The sequence below is a fragment of the Bradyrhizobium yuanmingense genome, from assembly GCF_025200905.1.
GTDB lineage: Bacteria > Pseudomonadota > Alphaproteobacteria > Rhizobiales > Xanthobacteraceae > Bradyrhizobium > Bradyrhizobium yuanmingense.
In genome coordinates, this window is the sequence record NZ_CP104173.1 from 2,388,435 (window position 1) to 2,405,327 (window position 16,893).

The following is a 16,893-nucleotide window of genomic DNA, read 5'->3' on the forward strand; positions in this document are numbered from 1 at the left end:
GTGCGGGTGTGATCAACTCTCGATGATGCCAGTATGCCCCTGTTTTGCCCGACGAGTCAAAGGTACGCACGCGTCCCCGGCGGTATCGTTGCGGTCGGCGGAAGAGCGTAATGATTTCAACGCCCCGCTACTGTGCATGGGGTTGTTTTCGCACTTTTTGTTGGCGGCCGCGCTCACCGCCGGCTGCGCGGTGCCTCGGCCTTGGCCGGCGGCTCGGTCTGCGGGGCGCAGGTCGCAGCCTGGAGCGAGCCTTGCGCCTGCTGCATCAAGCCGGGCTCGGGCGCGAGCGCCTTCATCAGGATCAGGCCGGTCGTGGTCGGGGAATCGATGATCAGGCGGTCGGCCGCGGTGACCTCTTCGTCCTCCGGCAGCTCGCTATGCTGCGCTTCCGTCATCAGGTCGAGCTCGATCACCTTGCGGCCCGCGGAGCGGTCGTTGATGGCGTAATAGGCGATCTCGTTGCGGGTGTAGAACGACACCGAGGTGTAGGCCTGGCTCACCGGCACGGTGAGCTTGATCGGCCCGCCAGACAGATCATAACGACAGATCGCCAGCGCGAAGGCCGGATCCATGAACGGCATCGGCGAATTGTTGGGATCGGCGAGGGGAAGCTGGGTGACGGCGTTCACCCTGGTCATCGGCGTCAGCCGCGAATAGGCATCCTGTGTGGCAATCCGCGGCAGCGCCAGCACGCTGACGAGATGGACCACGAGGCCCAGCACCACGCCGGCGACGACGGTGAAGACGAGCCGGATCATGAGCAGCCCACCGTGGTGATGCTCGGCATCGGCGCATCGCGCTGGGTGCGCGTTCCAACGCCGACCGGCGTGTCGTAGAGACGCAGCATCAAGGCATAGCGCTCGATGCCGCCGGTCGGCAGCCAGTTGCCGGCGCGCGAGCGCGAGGCGATCCGGATCTCGAACGAGCCGTCGGAGGCGCGCACGATCTCCTGGCTGGTGAAGCCGTAGCGCTGCAGCGAATTGGCGACGAGATGGCCCTTGCGGTCGTAGAGCGTCAGCGTCCAGAACCGCGCCGGCGGCGTCACGCCGGAGACGACCACGTCGCAGCGGCCGTCGAGCGCCTTCTTCCTGTCGTCGGTGGTGGCGGTGAAGGCGACACCGTCGCCGGTGCCGATCGGCAGCTCGCCGTTGCGGACGATGGTGGCGCGCGAATAGGGATCGACGTCGGCGGTGCCGGTGCGCGGCCGTGCCGTCCAGGGGCCGATGGTCAGCGCGCCGATCTCGGTGCCGCGCGTCGTGGTCATCCACGTCGCGCCGACGCCGACGACCGTCGCGAGAAGAAGCGCCGTCAATGTGGTCAGGATCAGCCGCACTTGCTTTCGATCAGTTCTTGCGCGGGGCAGAGGCGTTGGCGTTGTCTTCCGCATAGTTCTGCGGGAAGGCGAGCGCGCTCGTCGACGAGGACGGCCTTGCCGGCTTGCTGTCATTCGCCGTCGATTTGTTCGCGGCCTTGGCCGCATCATCCAGCAGCTTCTCGACCCGCACCAGGATGTCCGCGCCGCGCTTGGTTAGCACCGGCGGCGGACCGGGCTTGGTCTCCAGCACCTTCGCAGCCGCGTTGGCCTGCGCGTTGCTCACATGCTGCGGCGGCAGCTTCTGGCCCATGCCGATGCCGGGGATCTCCCGGACCTCCACGCCCTGATGCGCCACGAGCATGATGTCGTGCCAGGTCTGCGCCGGCAGCGAGCCGCCGGTCATGCGGTTGGTCGGCGAGTAATCGTCGTTGCCGTACCACACCGCGCAGGTGAAATTGCCGGTGAAGCCGACGAACCAGGCGTCGCGATAGGCATTGGTCGTGCCGGTCTTGCCCGCGGTCGGAATGCCGTCCAGCGCGGCGCGCCGTGCGGTGCCTTCGCTGACGACGTGGCTCATCATGCCGGACATGTCGGCGGCGACGGAAGCCGGGATCGCCTGGCGCGGCTTCGGGCCGTCGCGGTCCCAGCGCCAGACCAGGTCGCCCGCGCCGGTGCGCACTTCCAGCACCGCATGCGGCGTCACCGCCTTGCCGCGATTGGGGAAGGTCGCGTATGCGACCGCGTGCTCGAGCACGTTGACCTCGTCCGAGCCGATCGGCAGCGACGGCGTGTCGGGCAGCGGCGCCTTGATGCCGAAGCGGCGCGCGACCTCGACGATCTTGGCGCGGCCGACCTTGGCGGGGTTCTGCGTCTTGGGCTCGTTCTTCCGGCCGATCTCGATCGACAGCTTCACCGGCACGACGTTGATCGAACGCGTGATCGCCTGCGTCAGCGTCACCGAGCCGGAATAGGAATGGCCATAATTCTGCGGGCACCAATTGCCGATGCAGACCGGGCCGTCGACCACGATCGAGTTGGGCGTGTAGCCGTTCAGCAGCGCGGTGGTGTAGACGTAGGGCTTGAACGAGGAGCCGGGCTGGCGATAGGCGTCGGTGGCGCGGTTGAACTGGCTGGCGCCGTAGTCGCGGCCGCCGACCATCGCGCGGATGCCGCCGTCGAGATCGGCGACGACGGTCGCGGCCTGCGTCGCGTGATAGTCGCGGCCGAACTGGCGCAGCTGGTTCTCGACAGCGTCTTCGGCCGCCTTCTGCACGTTGGCATCGATCGCGGTGCGCACCACGAAGACGCGCTCGGTGTAGGACTTCGGGAAGGTATCGACCAGCTTGCGCATCTCGTCGAAGGCGTAGTCGAGATAATAGTTCGGCGAGGCCTCGTCGCGGCGGTCGACCGCGAAGGCGGGGTTGCGGCGGGCGCCGAACACCTGGCCCTCGGTCATGAAGCCGGCATCGACGAGGTTGTCCAGCACGACGTTGGCGCGTGCGCGGGCGGCGGGCAGGTTGATGTGCGGGGCGTACTTGGTCGGCGCCTTGAACAGGCCGGCGAGCATCGCCGCTTCCGCCAGCGTCACGTCGCGCGCGGACTTGTTGAAGTAGAAATGCGCCGCGCCGTCGACGCCGAAGGTGCCGCCGCCCATATAGGCGCGGTCGAGATAGAGCTTGAGGATCTCGTTCTTGGTCAGGCGCCATTCCAGCCAGATCGCGAGGAAGGCCTCGTTGACCTTGCGCTCGATGGTGCGCTCGTTGCTCAGGAACAGGTTCTTGGCGAGCTGCTGGGTGATCGAGGAGCCGCCCTGGCGCACGCCGCCCGCTTGCGCGTTGGTGACGAGCGCGCGCGCAGTGCCGGCGATGTCGATGCCGAAATGCTCGTAGAAGCGGCGGTCCTCGGTCGCCAGCGTCGCCTTGATCAGCACGTCCGGAAAGTCTTCCAGCGGAATGGAGTCGTTGTGCTTGATGCCGCGGCTGCCGATCGGGTTGCCGTAGCGGTCGAGGAAGCTCACCGCGAGGTCGGACTTCTTCAGCCAGTCCTCGTCCGCGGTCTCGCGGAAGGCCGGGATGGCGAGGGCGAGCATCACGACGAGGCCGCCGAGCCCGAGGGTTGCGGCCTCCGAGAACGGCTCGATGAACACCCAGCGCTTCCACCGCCCGACATAGAAGCGGTCCATGAAGGTCGAGTAGCGCTCGTAGAGCTCGCGGATGCCCTTGGCCGAGGAGAACAGCGAGGAGTCGATGCGCGCATCGAGATCCAGGAAGAAATTCCGGATCCTCTGCTTCCAATGCGGTGGTATGATCTGGCGCACCTAGAACCCTTGCGGCTTGCTTCGAAAGCGTTCAAGCACCCGGCCGGGGCGGCATCGAGACGTCTTGCGGGTATGTTGCGGCAAACCCAAGGCGCCCGGCCAGCATCCGAGGGACTTGCTGTTCCTTCTAGCCGAGCGGGGCTCATAAACCAATGGCCACGCTCGCTATTTTGAACAACAGGCCTAATTGACCCCCGGTTCATTACGGGCCTCAAAGGGGCCTCGCTTGCACCATTGCCGCCGCGCGCCCTAGATGGCGTTGCCGTAGCTCTTTCGAACTGTTGTTGAGGCGCATGACCGCAGCTCCCAAACGATCTCAAGGCCAGGAAGGATTCTTCTGGAAAACCAAGACGTTGGAACAGATGTCGGAGCGCGAGTGGGAAAGCCTGTGCGACGGCTGCGGCCGCTGCTGTCTGAACAAGCTCGAAGACGAGGATACCGGGCAGATCTACTTCACCCATATCGGCTGCAAGCTGCTCGACGGGACGAGCTGCGCCTGCAAGGACTATCCGAATCGTTCCGACAAGGTTCCGGACTGCGTCCGCCTGACCCCGGCCAATGTCCGCACCCTGAACTGGCTGCCGCCGAGCTGCGGCTACAAGCTCGTCGCCGAAGGGCGCGACCTCTATTGGTGGCATCCGCTGGTTTCGGGTGACCCCAACACCGTGCACGAAGCCGGCGTCTCCGTGCGCGGCCGCGTGGAGGGCAGCGAGGAGGAGGTCCCGGACGAGGAGCTCGAGGACCACATCGTGCAATGGCCGGCGACCTTGCCGAAGCGGGCGCGTCTGAAGAAGCGACCTTGAACAGCTGTGCGCAGCGGTCGCATGCAGATGCGCTTCACATTCAGGGGTTGAGGTGCTAAGCTGGTTGTAGATTCTGCTATGGCTATATTCAGGTTGTTTTGAATTGCTGAAGGTACCCTAGGATTTTTGGGGGCCCCATGATTTCCGATCCGGTTCACCCGATACCGACCGACGACGAGAACAAGCCGCTGGAACCAACCACTGCGCTCTGCCTTTCCGGCGGAGGATATCGCGCGATGGTGTTTCATGTCGGCGTCCTGTGGCGCCTATATGAAACAGGACTGCTGAAGAACGTCAGGCGCATATCGAGCGTTTCCGGCGGGTCGATCACTGCCGGCATGTTGGCGCTGGCGTGGCCGGGCCTCAGCTTCACACCCGACAGCGTCGACAGCGATTTCATTCCGAAATTCGTCGCGCCGTTGCGCGCCTTCGCCGGCATCACAATCGATGCCGAGTCGGTCATCCTGGGCGCGCTGTTACCAGGCAGCATCGGCGACCGGATTGCCGAGGCGTATGACGATCACCTGTTTCGCGGCAAGACTCTGCAGGATATGCCTGACGAGCCGCGCTTCGTGATCAATGCGACGAACGTGCAGTCAGGCGCGCTCTGGCGCTTCATGAAGCCCTATATGCGCGACTACCGCGTCGGCGAGGTGAAGAATCCAGAAATTCTGCTGGCGCAAGCCGTGGCGGCGTCCTCCGCTTTTCCTCCGGTCCTCTCTCCCTTCGAATTGCGCCTCAAGGACAGCGATTTCGTGCCCGGTACCGGGCTCGACCTGCAGCGGCCTCCATTTACAACGCGCGTCGTTCTCAGCGATGGCGGCGTCTACGACAATCTCGGCCTCGAGACCGCATGGAAGCGCCACCAGACCGTTCTGGTCAGCGACGCCGGCGGCAAGATCGAGGCTGAGGAGGAGCCGGAGACGGACTGGCCGCGGCATTCCTACCGGATCCTCAATCTGATCGACAATCAGGTGCGTTCGCTGCGCAAGCGCCAGGTCATCGACTCCTTCAAATCGGGAACGCGCAAGGGCGCCTATTGGGGCATCCGCACCGACATCGCGAATTACGGGCTGGCCGATGCTCTGCCGTGTCCTTTCGAGCGTACATTGCAACTTGCGGAAGTGCCGACACGTCTGAAGCGGTTGGACGCGACGACGCAGGAAAGACTGATCAACTGGGGCTACGCCGTGTGTGATGCAGCCCTGCGCAAGCATCTCGCGGCGGTCGGGCCGCCGCCCGCCTTTCCCTATCCGCAGTCTGGTGTCTGAGGAAGACGACAATGGCGGACGACAAGGGGCGTAAGCGGCGTGCAAAACCGCAAAGCGGCACACCCAAGAGCCGCGGGCCGACTTGGCCGGTCTCGGCCGACGGAAGACCCAAGCAGTTCTCTGTTCCGCCCGAAGTGGTCGAACATATCCTCCTGGGTCCCCGCGACGACAGGCGCGTGCTGCAGGACTCGCCGCTGCTCGGCGATGTCTGGGCGGCTTACGCTCTCGATCCGGGCATCGCCCAGGATGTTCTGATTACGCCGCACAAGAATGCGACCGCGGTGAGCGTGGCCCGTACCATCGCAGGCGCGCTGAAAGTGCCGGTCGAATCTGCGCCGCCTGGCCGGCCTCCAACAAAGGCCAAGGTCGCCTATTTGCAGGGGCTCGTCGGTGCGCGGCTCTATTTCGACCAAGTGCTGCGCATCCTGGTGCCGCGGACACAATGGTGGCGCGAGCCGAAGGTGGCCGAAAGGATCGAAGGCGTGGATGCCGGCGATAATCAGGGGACGATCAAAAAGTTGCTCCAGCAAGGGCCGAAGAGATCCAACGCGCTGCGCGAACGCACATTGGACAATGCCACGTCGCTCCAAAGGTATATCGCGCTCGCCGGATTGATTTACTGGATTTGCAAGCTGGAACGTCCCGTCGGTTGGGACGAACCACTGGAGCCACTGACCTTTGAGCAGGCATTGGAACGATACCGGGACTATGCTGACGAGATTCTCTCCGGCATGTTCGCACTTTATGAAGTAGTCAAAGCGGACGAGAATGCTCGGCAGCAGAACGACGGCGTCGATACCAGGAGCGAGCCGGCGGAAGAGAGACCAACTTGTATTTTCCAGGTATCGCTCAACCGATCGGCCGTTCCCGCGCTCGATCGGTCGGTGCCAGCGGTCAAGGCCGACGCTGCGAGGTCGCTGTTTAACGTCCAGTGCAAGAACATCGTTTGGGCAGTTCTTGATTCCGGTATTCAAAACAATCACGACGCGTTCATGACGTCCGGCGAGAAGCCGACGTCGCGTGTCAGGAAAATCTTCGACTTCACGAATATTCGCGAGATCGTTAGCAGTGAGACGGGTGACGTCGATGCTCAAACCCGCGAAAAGCTGATCCGAACGTCCGGGCTCGCTGGAGCCGAGGTGGACGTCAATCTAGAGAAGATTGCCGAAGACTTCGAGAAGGAGCGCCCCATCAACTGGGCGACCGTCGAAAGGCTAATCACGGTCAAGAGGCCGGATCCAAACGACAAGTCTGAAAAGCTGCCCAGTTCGCACGGGACCCACGTTGCCGGAATCATCGGAGCGGACCAGAAGAACGGCAAATACGCTGGCGGCATGTGCCCGGACATCGGACTGTACGATTTCCGCGTGCTGGGTGCGAGCCTGGAGGAGACCGAGTTCGCCGTTATCGCTGCCATGCAGTACATCCGTTACGTCAACGAGCGGCACAACTACATCATGATTCACGGCGCGAATCTCAGCCTCTCAATTCCCCATAACGTGCGCAATTTTGCATGTGGGCGGACGCCGATTTGCAACGAATGCGAGCGTTTGGTCGAAAGCGGAGTGGTGGTCGTGGCCGCAGCGGGTAATCGCGGCTTTCAGAAATTCGAAACGAAGGACGGTCCGTTCGAAAATTACGCCGCCTTCAGTATTACCGATCCAGGAAACGCCGAGGGCGTCATCACGGTTGGATCGACCCACGGGAATTGGCCGCATACATACGGAATCAGCTTCTTCTCGAGCCGCGGTCCAACTGGCGATGGCCGCGCGAAGCCGGATCTCGTCGCGCCCGGTGAGCGAATTCTATCGACCGTTCCGAATGATGATTGGGCTCCGGAATCGGGCACCAGCATGGCGGCTCCCATGGTCAGTGGAGCCGCGGCCATGCTGCTCGCCCGATACGAAGAGCTGATCGGGCAGCCGCGTCGGGTCAAACGCATCCTGTGCGAGAGCGCGACGGATCTTGGCCGCGAGCGCAGCTTTCAGGGGCACGGCATGCTCGACGTGTTGCGGGCTCTTCAATCGATCTGAGGAGGAATGCGATGCATTTTAGCCTTGACGTCTTGCGTGCCCGCAAGGGCGATTGCCTGATCCTTCATTTCGGAACAGCTGACGATCCGCATCTGATGCTGATCGATGGAGGACCTGCCAAGGTCTATAAGCCACATCTGGCGCCGAGAATCGCGCAGATTCACCGTTCGCGCGAATTGGAGCCGAATGATCCCTTGCCCATAGACGTTGTGATGATCAGTCATATCGACGACGATCACATCAGGGGCATTCTCGAACTAACGGCGGATCAGCTGGGCAACAGTCCCGATCTCCGTCTCAAGGTCGCCAGCCTGTGGCACAACAGCTTTGACGATCTGCTTACGACTGCGCCTGAAGAACTGTTGTCCGGATTTGGGCCGGCGTCATTCGAGGCAGGCACTGCGCGCAGGCCGGATTTTGACGCAATCGAGCCCGACGAAGAATCTGACGAGGAAGAGGTGCATCAGACGGTGGATGTTCTCGCAGGCATTTCGCAAGGCCGTCAATTGCGTGATGATCGCGAAGTGTTGCAACGGCGCTCGCCAGCGCGTCGGCAATGGAAACTGAACCACAAATTCGACGGCGAGCTGATCGTCGCAACCGAGGATACGGAAGCGGTGACGTTGGATGGCGGTCTCAAGATGACCGTGGCAGGACCGATGCAGCCGGAATTGCTGGCCCTTCAGGAGGCCCATGACAAATGGCTGAGGGAGCAAAAGCAGGGGAAGAAAAACCCGGAAGCAATGCTGGCGGCATTCGTCGACAAGTCGGTGCCCAATCTCTCCAGCATCGTCGTTCTGGCTGAAATGGGCGGCAAGAGCATGCTGCTGACCGGCGACGCGCGCGGGGACAAGATTTTGGAAGGAATGGAGCTGGCGGGGCTCTTGGACGCGGACAAGAAGAAGGAGAACTGGAAACGGCATGTCCACGTCCTGAAAGTTCCTCACCACGGCAGCGACAACAATATGGAGACGATCTTCTTCGAACGTGTGCCTGCCGATCACTACGTCTTCTCAGGCGATGGCGAGCACGGTAACCCCGAACGAGCGACCTTGGAAATGCTGCTGAAAGCACGGGGCGTCGACGCCGAATACACGATCCACCTAACTTACCCGATTGACGAGATCGATATCGAGCGCCAAGCCGACTGGGAAAAGGAGCAGGCGAAGGAGAAGGCGCGCAAGAAAAAAAATCCGGCAACCAAGAAGCCGGTTCGAGAAAATTGGTCGCCGGAAAAGCACAGCCTCGGCGCTCTGTTCCGGACCAATCCCAAGTTCGGCAAGAAAGTGGTCATCGTTGATCCCGGCAAACCGCATCTGATCAACTTGCTGGACCCGATCGAGCTTTAGTGGGCTGGGGGCGCTCAGGCTCCAAGTAGTACCTCAATACGGCGTCGCTCCGCCTGTCGATCACGGAGCCGCGAGGATGCGTCGGTGGGATGCACCCATGCGCCGCGGTGCCTGCCCGGGAAGAAATTTCCCCTCTATGTTGGGCTGCATAGAACGAATCCTTGGCGGTGTTGCACCGCGTCACGACGTCCGATCGAGATGAACAAGTTCGACCGGCAGAGCAATTCTGCCGATACCCAGACATTGCCTGACGATATTGCCGAAGAGCTGTCCCGCCTGCCGAGCGAGGTCATCAGCGTCGACGATGCGCCCTCGATCGCCCCGCCGGCACCGCTGAGCTCGGATGAGGTCCGCACCATCGTCATCAGCCTGATGGTGACGATGTTCCTGGCCGCGCTCGACCAGACCATCGTGGCGACGGCGCTGCCGACGATCGGACGCCAGTTCCAGGACGTCTCCAATCTCTCCTGGGTGATCACCGCCTATCTGCTCGCCTCGACAGCGGTCGCGCCGGTGTTCGGCACGCTCAGCGACATCTACGGCCGCCGCGTCATGATCATCATCTCGCTCAGCCTGTTCGTCGCGGGCTCGGTGCTGTGCGCGATCGCGCCGAACATGCCGATGCTGATCCTGGCACGCGGGCTTCAGGGCCTCGGCGGCGGCGGCATCATGCCGGTGGTGCAGACCGTGATCTCCGACGTGGTGAGCCCGCGCGAGCGCGGGCAGTACCAGGCCTATTTCTCGAGCGTCTGGATGGTCGGCGGCATCCTCGGCCCGGTCATCGGCGGCGTGTTCGCCGAGCATCTGCACTGGTCGATGATCTTCTGGATCAACCTGCCGCTTGCGGCCGCAGCACTCGCATTGCTGCTGCCGAAGATGAAGAAGATCCCGGTGTTCCACCGCAAGCGCAAGGTCGACTGGCTCGGCGGCCTCTTGCTGATGGCGTCCGCCGTGGTCTTCATGCTGGTGCTGACCTGGGGCGGGACGCGCTATGCTTGGCTTTCGCCGACGGTGCTGGCGATGGTGGGCGGTGCCGTCGGGCTCGCGGTGACCTTCGTATGGCATGCCCGGCGGGCCGACGAGCCGTTCCTGCCGCTGCCCTTGCTGACGGGATCGGTGGCGCCTTTCGCGCTGACCGCGGGCGGCTGCGGCCTCGGGGCGATCACCGGCCTGACCGTGCAGCTGCCGCTCTATTACGAGCAGGTCTATCATCTCACCGCCAGCGAGGCGGGGCTTGCGCTGATCCCGCTCGCGGCGGTCTCGACCGTCGGCGCGGCCGTCGCCGGCCGCACCATGGCTCGCGCGAAACACTACAAGCGCGTCGCCATCATCGGCACGTCATGGGCCGCGCTGTGCGGTCTCGCCCTCACAGTCACCACCTTGCCGCTCTGGGGCCTGCTGCTGCTGATGGCCGCGTTCGCGCTGGGACTCGGCACGACTTTTCCGGTGTGCGTGGTCTCGCTGCAGAATTCGGTGGCGCGTCCGCAAGTCGGCACCATCACCGGCGCGATGAACTTCTTCCGCTCGCTGATGTCCTCGTTCACGGTGGCGGCCTTCGCCGCGATCCTGCTCATCGCGCTCGGCACCGACGTCCCGCTCGCCGGCGAGCATCACGCCGCGGGCGCCGTCGCGATACCCGCCGACGACATGCGGCACGCCTTCCGCTACGTGTTCGGCGCCGCCACCGCGCTGATGACGATCGCTGCGCTGTGCCTGATCGCGATGGAGGAGCGGCCGCTGGCCGGACCGTCGGCCAAGCAGTCCGTAGAGATGGCCGAGTAGGCTAGCCGCCTCGATCGGCGTAAGGCTCGTTTGCGACATTGCCCTCGGCGGCCTTTCGCGCCGCCGCTGCAAGATGGGTCTTGAGCTGCGCCAGCGCGTCGGGGGACCAATCATGGACATCGGTGACGGCGACCCAGGCATCGACGTAATGTTCGGGCGCATAGACATGGCCAAAGCCCATCGGCGTATTGGTCGCGACCGCCATGTCGAGGGCGAGCTGCAGCATTGTCACGACTGGATACCATCGCAGCTCCGGTGACACATCCGGCCCGCGCGGCGCCGTCATCCAGTCAGGGGCCCGATAGGCGTCGTGATAGGCGAAGAAGGTGATCGCGTCGCTCGCATATTGCAGATAGACGACGCGCATCGGACCCCAGGGCGCATCTGCCGGCACCGTCGGTCCATTCTGGTTCATGAAGCGCACGAAGCGGCCGTCGCGGAATTCCGGCAGCCAGGCCGGCGTGCCCGGATTGCGGTTTGCCGTGATCGAGCGCCAGATGCGACTTTCGAACGGCGCGCCGCTCAAAAGTGCGCCCGCAATCGGATCGCCGATCATCTCAAACAGCTCTGCGGATTTTTCCGAGTTCATCGCGCCGAGGCTCAGTCCGTGCAGGTACAGCTTCGGCCGCCGGTTCTTCGGCAGCGTCGCCCAGTAGCCGTAGATTTCCGAAAACAGGGCGCGCGCCGCCTCTGCACCGGATTCGGGCTGAAACAGCAGCGTCAGCGGACTGTTGAGATAGGAATACTGCATCGCGACACTGGCGACGTCGCCATGGTGGAGATATTCGACGGTGTCCATCGCGGCAGGGTCGATCCAGCCGGTTCCGGTCGGCGTAACGACGATGAGTGTGTCGCGTTCAAACCCGTGCTGCCGCTTGAGCTCGTCGAGCGCAAGCCGGGCGCGCGCTTGCGCCGTCTCGGCGCCGCCAAGGCCGACATAGACCCGCACGGGCTCCAGCGCGGGCCTTCCTGTAATGGCACTGATCTCCGTTGCGGTCGGCCCCGAGGCAATAAATCTGCGCCCCATGCGTCCAAGCTGCGTCCACTTCACCAGCGAGGCGGCACTTCCCGTTCGTTCGGGCGCGGTCGGCTGCGGCCGCTCGGGCTCGAGCAAGGCGTCGACTTCGCGAAAGGACACATCGAGCGCGTTGAACGCCGTGCGGATCAGGACATTGCTGGCGATTGACCAAAACAACAGGCCCGCGGCGAGCACGCCGATGACGTTCGCGATCCTCCGCGGAATGACGCGCCTCGCACGCGCGGCGATGAGGCGCACGGCAAGCGCGAACAGCCGCGCCAGCACCAGCAGCACGACGAACGTCATCACGGCGATGGCGCAGACCTTGAGCGGATGGGCGGTCTCGACTGGCGCCATCTTCATCACGGTGCGGATCGAGTTCTGCCATCCGGCCGCCCGCCACAGAAAAACAATGACGACGAGCAGGCAGGCGGCCGCCACCAGCGCGTTTGCGGTCGATCTCAGGCGCGCCGGCGGCTCGGGCAATTCCAGATAGTGCCACAGCCAGCGCCAGACGTTGCCGGCGAGATAGCCGATCCCGAAGCAGGCGCCGGCGATGGCGCCCTGCGTGAGATAGCTCCGCGGGATCAGCGTCGGCGTCAGCGCGGCTGCGAAGAACAGGGCACCGAGCATGAGGCCGACGCCGGAGAACGACAGCAATTGCCGCCGAATGAGCCACGCCAGTTTGCCGAAAGCACCCACCGCGCGATTCAACCTCAGCTATTGCCTGACAGACCACTCTTGCGCGGCAGCACGATCGTGAATTCAGTAAACTTGCCCGGCTCGGTCGCGACGTCGATCGTGCCGCCGTGCTGCTTCACGACGATGTCGTGGGTCATCGACAGCCCGAGGCCGGTGCCTTCGCCGGCTGGCTTGGTGGTGAAGAACGGATTGAACATTTTCTCCTTCACATCGTCGGCAATGCCGGTGCCGTTGTCGCGGATCGTGATCTCGACGTCATCGCCGCGATCGCGCGTCGCGGCGGTCACAATCGGCTCGTAACCGGCGGCACCGTCGGCCTTGCGCCTGATGACCGCGTGGAAGCCGTTCGAGATCAGGTTCAGGAGCACGCGGGTGATTTCCTGCGGAAACACTTCGGCCTGTCCGGCCGCTGGATCGAGCGCGCGCTTCAGCGTCACGTGGAATCCGGGCTTCTCGGCGCGTGCGCCGTGATAGGCGAGATTCAGGCTCTCCTCGACCAATGCATTGATGTCGCTCAGCCCATGCTCGCCGCCGCCTTCGCGCGAATGCAGCAGCATGTTCTTGACGATGGAATCGGCGCGGCGGCCGTGCTGCACGATCTTGCCGAGGTTGTCCTGCAGAAGCCCCGTCAGCTCGTCGACCTCGCTGCGGACATTCTCGGGGAGCGGGACCGGCGCGAGCACCTCGTTCAGCTCCTCGGTCAGCTCGGCAGACAGCGAGGCGAAGTTGTTGACGAAGTTGAGCGGGTTCTTGATCTCGTGCGCGATGCCGGCCGTGAGCTGGCCCAGTGACGCCAGCTTCTCGGTCTGGATCAGGCGGTCCTGCGCGGCGCGGAGATCATCGAGCGATTTGGCGAGCTCGCTGGTGCGGTCCTGAACCTCGTTGAACAGGCGCGTGTTCTCGACCGCGATCACGGCCTGGTCGGCAAAGGTCTTGAGCAGGTTGATGGCTTTGTCCGGAAAATAACCGGGCTCCCGCCGCGTGACGGCGATGGTGCCGATCGCAAGGCCATCGCGCAGCATCGGCACCACGAGGATGCTGCGATAACCGCGTGTTCGCGCCAGCTCCTTCATGGCCTCGGTAAGATCAGGCTCGTTCTGCATGTCGCTGCGGAAGGCATACTCGCCGCTGCTCGCCACCCGACTGTGAATGCCCGATGAGGACAGCGGCGTCGGAAATGAGTTCAGCAGATCCGCATTGCCGGCCTCATTGTCGGTCGTGAAGGCGGCCAGATGCAGCATGCCGTCGACGACGCGGGTGACAGTGGAGGAGTGCGCTCCGATCAGCGCCTTGGCGCTGTCGGAAATGGCCTGGAACACCGGCGTGACATCGGACGGTGAAGCCGCGATCACCTTGAGAATGTCGGCAGTCGCAGTCTGACGTTCCAGTGCTTCCTTGGTCGCGTTGAACAGGCTGACATTCTTGATCGCGATCACGGCCTGGTCGGCGAAGGTCTGCAGCAGGCGCACGTGATGCTCGGCGAAGTTGCCGGTCGCGCGTCGCGTCGCGATGATGATGCCGATGGCTTCGCCTTCGCTCATCAGAGGCGCGAACAGCATGCTGCGATAGCCGCGGGCCCGCGCGATGTCGCGCGCGGCCGGCTCGACCTCGGTGTCGGGCAATTGCGCCGCGGTACCATTGGCCACGAGCTGGTAGGGCGGAAATTGTGCGAACGGCACCGGAAAGGACGCTTGGAGCACGCGATCGCCGGCCGGATCGGTCGGCGTGAATGCCGCAAGGTGCGCGGCACCGTCGATATAGCGGAGCACCGCGGTGGAGAAGCCGCCGATCAGCCGGTTGGCGTTGGTGGCGATGGCCGCGAATACCGGCTGCACGTCGGACGGGGATGCCGCCATCACCTTCAGGATGTCGGCCGTCGCGGTCTGGCGCTCCAGCGCCTCCTTCGTCTCGTTGAACAGGCGCGCGTTCTCAATCGCGATCACGGCTTGGTCGGCGAAGGTCTGCAGCAGCTGGACGAGGTCGGGCGCGAATGATCCTGGCTCGGCGCGGGTGACGCTGATCATGCCGACCGGCGCGCCCCGGTTCATCAGCGGCATGAATAGCACACTGCGGAAGCCGCGCAGCCGCGCCAGCTCCCGGTTCAGTTCAGGGACGTCGGCCGCCTCGCTGTCGGGAAACTGGATCGTCTGGCCCTCCCGCACGAGGCCAAAAGTCGGGAAGTCCGCGATCTTGCGCGGGAACGACGCCTTGAGCCCCGCGTCCGCCTCCGGATTGGTCGGCGTGAACGCCACGAGGTGAAGCTCGTCGCCGATGAACTGAAGCACGGTGGCGGAGAAGCCGCCGAGCAGGCGCTTTGCGCTGGCGGCGACCGCCGTAAAGACCGGCCGCGCATCGGACGGCGAGGCGGCGATGGTACGCAGGATCTCGGCGCTGGCGCTCTGGCGATCCCGAGCCGTCGCAAGCTCGGCCCGCAGCTGCGCAATCTCGGCGGCGGCCGACCGCAATCGGCGCTCGAGTTCCTCGATTTCCTGCAAAACGGTCGTCATTCCCGGTCCAGCTTGAGCCGCGGGCGTGCGCGGCACCGGGCCGGATTATCACAACTTCTGCGGCCGGAGCCAGCGGCTCGCAGCCGTGCCCGCACCGGCTCCGCTCACGTGCCGGGCCGCGACACCTCGGTCTCCTTGGCTGTGATGAACTCCAGCAGTACCGGCACGCCTTCCCTCGTCTTCGCGATGCCGCGCTTGATCGCGGGCACGATGTCCTCCGGCCGCGTCACCCGCTCTCCGTAGCCGCCGAAGGCGCGGGCCATCGCAGCGTAGTCGCCGGAAATGTCGGTCGAGCGATATTTTTCGGTCGAGATCGGCATCACCTTCAGCTCGATCGCCATCGAGAAATTGTTGAGCAGGATCGACATGATCGGGATGCGCTCGCGCACCGCGGTCTCGAAATCCATGCCGGTGAAGCCGATCGCAGCATCGCCCCAGACGTTGATGCAGAGCTTGTCGGGCTTTGCCAGCTTGGCGCCCATCGCAAGACCGAGGCCGTAGCCAAGCTGCGTGGTTTTGCCCCAGCCGAGATAGGTGAGGGGCTCGACCGATCGCCAGAACGGCGAGAGCTGGTCGCGCGGGCTGCCGGCATCATGGGTGATGATCGTATTCTCGATGTCAACGGTGTGCTGGAGATCCCACAGCACGCGATAGGGGCTCAAGGGCGCGTCATTGCTGGTCAGCTTCGGCATCCATTTCGCCAGCCATTCCTTGTGCGAGGCTGCGATCTCGGCCGCGACGGCGGATGCATCGCGATCCGCGGTGACGGTCTTGCCGATCTCCTCCAGCAGCGCGTCGAGCACGAGGCCGGCATCGCCGACCAGGCCGATCTTCGCTTCCACATCCTTGTTGAGATGATTGGGATCGAGCGTCGAATGAATGATGGTCTTGCCCTTCGGCATCGCGATGCCGAAATTGGTCTCGGTGAAGGAGCAGCCGATGCCGAAAATGACGTCGGCCTCGGCCAGAAATTTCGGCACCGCGCGCGGCACTGCAAGGCCGCCGGAGCCAAGCGACAGCGGATGCGTCTCCGGAAACGATGATTTGCCACCCAAGCTGGTGGTGACGGGGATCGCCAATCGCTCGGCGAGCCGTTTCAGCTGCGGCCAAGCCTGCGCGTAATGCACGCCCTGGCCGGCATAGATCACCGGCCGTTTTGCGTTCACCAGCAGGCTGGCGGCTTCCTTGACGTGAACGGGGTCGGCGCCGTAGCGGGTGCGCAGCACCGGCGTGTAGTTCAGCGGCTCCGGCACCTCCTCGTTCCACATGTCCGAGGGAATCTCGACGATGACGGGCCCGCCGCGGCCGTTCTTCAGCCTGGTGAAGGCGCGGCGGAAGATGTTGACGACTTCGGTCGCGAGGATAATCGGCTCGGACGATTTCGCGAACGGCTTCATCGCCTCGCTGGAATTGAAGTTCGGCTCGATATGCGCCAGCCTGCGCTGATAGCCCATCGGCAGCACCAGCACGGGAACGGATTCGCCGAAGCACTGCGCCACGCCGCCCATCGCATTCTCCGCGCCCGGCCCGTGCTGCATGCAGAAGGCGCCGATGCTGCGCCCTGACGTCACCCGCGAGATGGCGTCCGCCATGTGGATGCCGACGCGCTCCTGCCGCACCATCACCGGCCGGATCTCGGCCTTGGCCGCGTGCTCGATCAGATGATTGACCGGATAGCCGCAGAGGATCTCGATCCCCTCGCGCCTCATGATTTCCGCAATGGCGGTGCCGAGCTTCATGGCGTCTCTCTCCTCAGGCTAAGGCCGGTTGATCCGGCTTGTTGGCAAGAGAGGATC

The 16,893-nt window shown here is 64.0% G+C and carries 11 protein-coding genes; 5 read left to right on the forward strand and 6 right to left on the reverse strand.

Annotated elements, in window-relative coordinates:
• Positions 1-173: 173 nt before the first annotated feature.
• The 3 genes from N2605_RS11165 to N2605_RS11175 are packed head-to-tail and all read right to left on the reverse strand — an operon-like array spanning position 174 to position 3,632.
• A complete protein-coding gene (locus N2605_RS11165) occupies positions 174-758 on the reverse strand; it encodes a DUF1254 domain-containing protein (protein ID WP_036005846.1) in 585 nt (194 codons plus the stop codon).
• On the reverse strand, positions 755-1,333 hold the full coding sequence (locus N2605_RS11170; RefSeq protein ID WP_225146000.1) for a DUF1214 domain-containing protein: 579 nt from the start codon (positions 1,331-1,333) through the stop codon (positions 755-757). The genes N2605_RS11165 and N2605_RS11170 overlap by 4 nt, the downstream gene beginning before the upstream one ends.
• Before the next feature lie 10 nt (positions 1,334-1,343).
• Complete coding sequence (locus tag N2605_RS11175; RefSeq protein ID WP_260346569.1) at positions 1,344-3,632, reverse strand: transglycosylase domain-containing protein; 2,289 nt, start codon at positions 3,630-3,632, stop codon at positions 1,344-1,346.
• 293 nt (positions 3,633-3,925) lie between these two features.
• Between N2605_RS11175 and N2605_RS11180 the strand changes: the two genes are divergently transcribed.
• From N2605_RS11180 to N2605_RS11200, 5 genes are all read left to right on the forward strand, one after another.
• The gene (locus N2605_RS11180) at positions 3,926-4,435 is read left to right on the forward strand and encodes a YcgN family cysteine cluster protein (RefSeq protein WP_036042979.1); all 510 of its coding nucleotides are present in this window, start codon (positions 3,926-3,928) and stop codon (positions 4,433-4,435) included.
• Positions 4,436-4,572: 137 nt separating this feature from the next.
• On the forward strand, positions 4,573-5,706 hold the full coding sequence (locus N2605_RS11185) for a patatin-like phospholipase family protein (RefSeq protein ID WP_260346570.1): 1,134 nt from the start codon (positions 4,573-4,575) through the stop codon (positions 5,704-5,706).
• A gap of 11 nt (positions 5,707-5,717) precedes the next feature.
• Positions 5,718-7,739 (forward strand): S8 family peptidase, encoded by a 2,022-nt coding sequence (locus N2605_RS11190; RefSeq protein ID WP_260346571.1) that lies wholly within the window; start codon positions 5,718-5,720, stop codon positions 7,737-7,739.
• An 11-nt stretch (positions 7,740-7,750) separates the two neighbouring features.
• Complete coding sequence (locus tag N2605_RS11195; RefSeq protein ID WP_225152782.1) at positions 7,751-9,088, forward strand: ComEC/Rec2 family competence protein; 1,338 nt, start codon at positions 7,751-7,753, stop codon at positions 9,086-9,088.
• Between the two features lie 198 nt (positions 9,089-9,286).
• Positions 9,287-10,870 carry an MDR family MFS transporter gene (locus N2605_RS11200; protein ID WP_260346572.1) on the forward strand — a complete coding sequence of 528 codons (1,584 nt, stop codon included), beginning with the start codon at positions 9,287-9,289 and terminating at the stop codon, positions 10,868-10,870.
• A 1-nt stretch (position 10,871) separates the two neighbouring features.
• On the opposite strand, the gene N2605_RS11205 is transcribed toward N2605_RS11200, so the two are convergent.
• From N2605_RS11205 to N2605_RS11215, 3 genes are all read right to left on the reverse strand, one after another.
• The gene (locus tag N2605_RS11205; RefSeq protein ID WP_050995889.1) at positions 10,872-12,521 is read right to left on the reverse strand and encodes an alpha/beta hydrolase; all 1,650 of its coding nucleotides are present in this window, start codon (positions 12,519-12,521) and stop codon (positions 10,872-10,874) included.
• Positions 12,522-12,604: 83 nt separating this feature from the next.
• Complete coding sequence (locus N2605_RS11210; RefSeq protein WP_260346573.1) at positions 12,605-15,097, reverse strand: GAF domain-containing sensor histidine kinase; 2,493 nt, start codon at positions 15,095-15,097, stop codon at positions 12,605-12,607.
• Between the two features lie 104 nt (positions 15,098-15,201).
• Positions 15,202-16,836 (reverse strand): thiamine pyrophosphate-requiring protein, encoded by a 1,635-nt coding sequence (locus N2605_RS11215; RefSeq protein ID WP_260346574.1) that lies wholly within the window; start codon positions 16,834-16,836, stop codon positions 15,202-15,204.
• Between the last annotated feature and the right edge of the window lie 57 nt (positions 16,837-16,893).

Excerpts from the sequence above, each read along its gene's own strand:
- N2605_RS11165 (WP_036005846.1), bottom strand. The coding sequence starts at position 758 with ATGATCCGGCTCGTCTTCACCGTCGTCGCCGGCGTGGTGCTGGGCCTC.
- N2605_RS11180 (WP_036042979.1), top strand. The coding sequence starts at position 3,926 with ATGACCGCAGCTCCCAAACGATCTCAAGGCCAGGAAGGATTCTTCTGG.
- N2605_RS11185 (WP_260346570.1), top strand. The coding sequence starts at position 4,573 with ATGATTTCCGATCCGGTTCACCCGATACCGACCGACGACGAGAACAAG.
- N2605_RS11190 (WP_260346571.1), top strand. The coding sequence starts at position 5,718 with ATGGCGGACGACAAGGGGCGTAAGCGGCGTGCAAAACCGCAAAGCGGC.
- N2605_RS11195 (WP_225152782.1), top strand. The coding sequence starts at position 7,751 with ATGCATTTTAGCCTTGACGTCTTGCGTGCCCGCAAGGGCGATTGCCTG.
- N2605_RS11200 (WP_260346572.1), top strand. The coding sequence starts at position 9,287 with ATGAACAAGTTCGACCGGCAGAGCAATTCTGCCGATACCCAGACATTG.
- N2605_RS11205 (WP_050995889.1), bottom strand. The coding sequence starts at position 12,521 with ATGCTCGGTGCCCTGTTCTTCGCAGCCGCGCTGACGCCGACGCTGATC.
- N2605_RS11210 (WP_260346573.1), bottom strand. The coding sequence starts at position 15,097 with ATGACGACCGTTTTGCAGGAAATCGAGGAACTCGAGCGCCGATTGCGG.
- N2605_RS11215 (WP_260346574.1), bottom strand. The coding sequence starts at position 16,836 with ATGAAGCTCGGCACCGCCATTGCGGAAATCATGAGGCGCGAGGGGATC.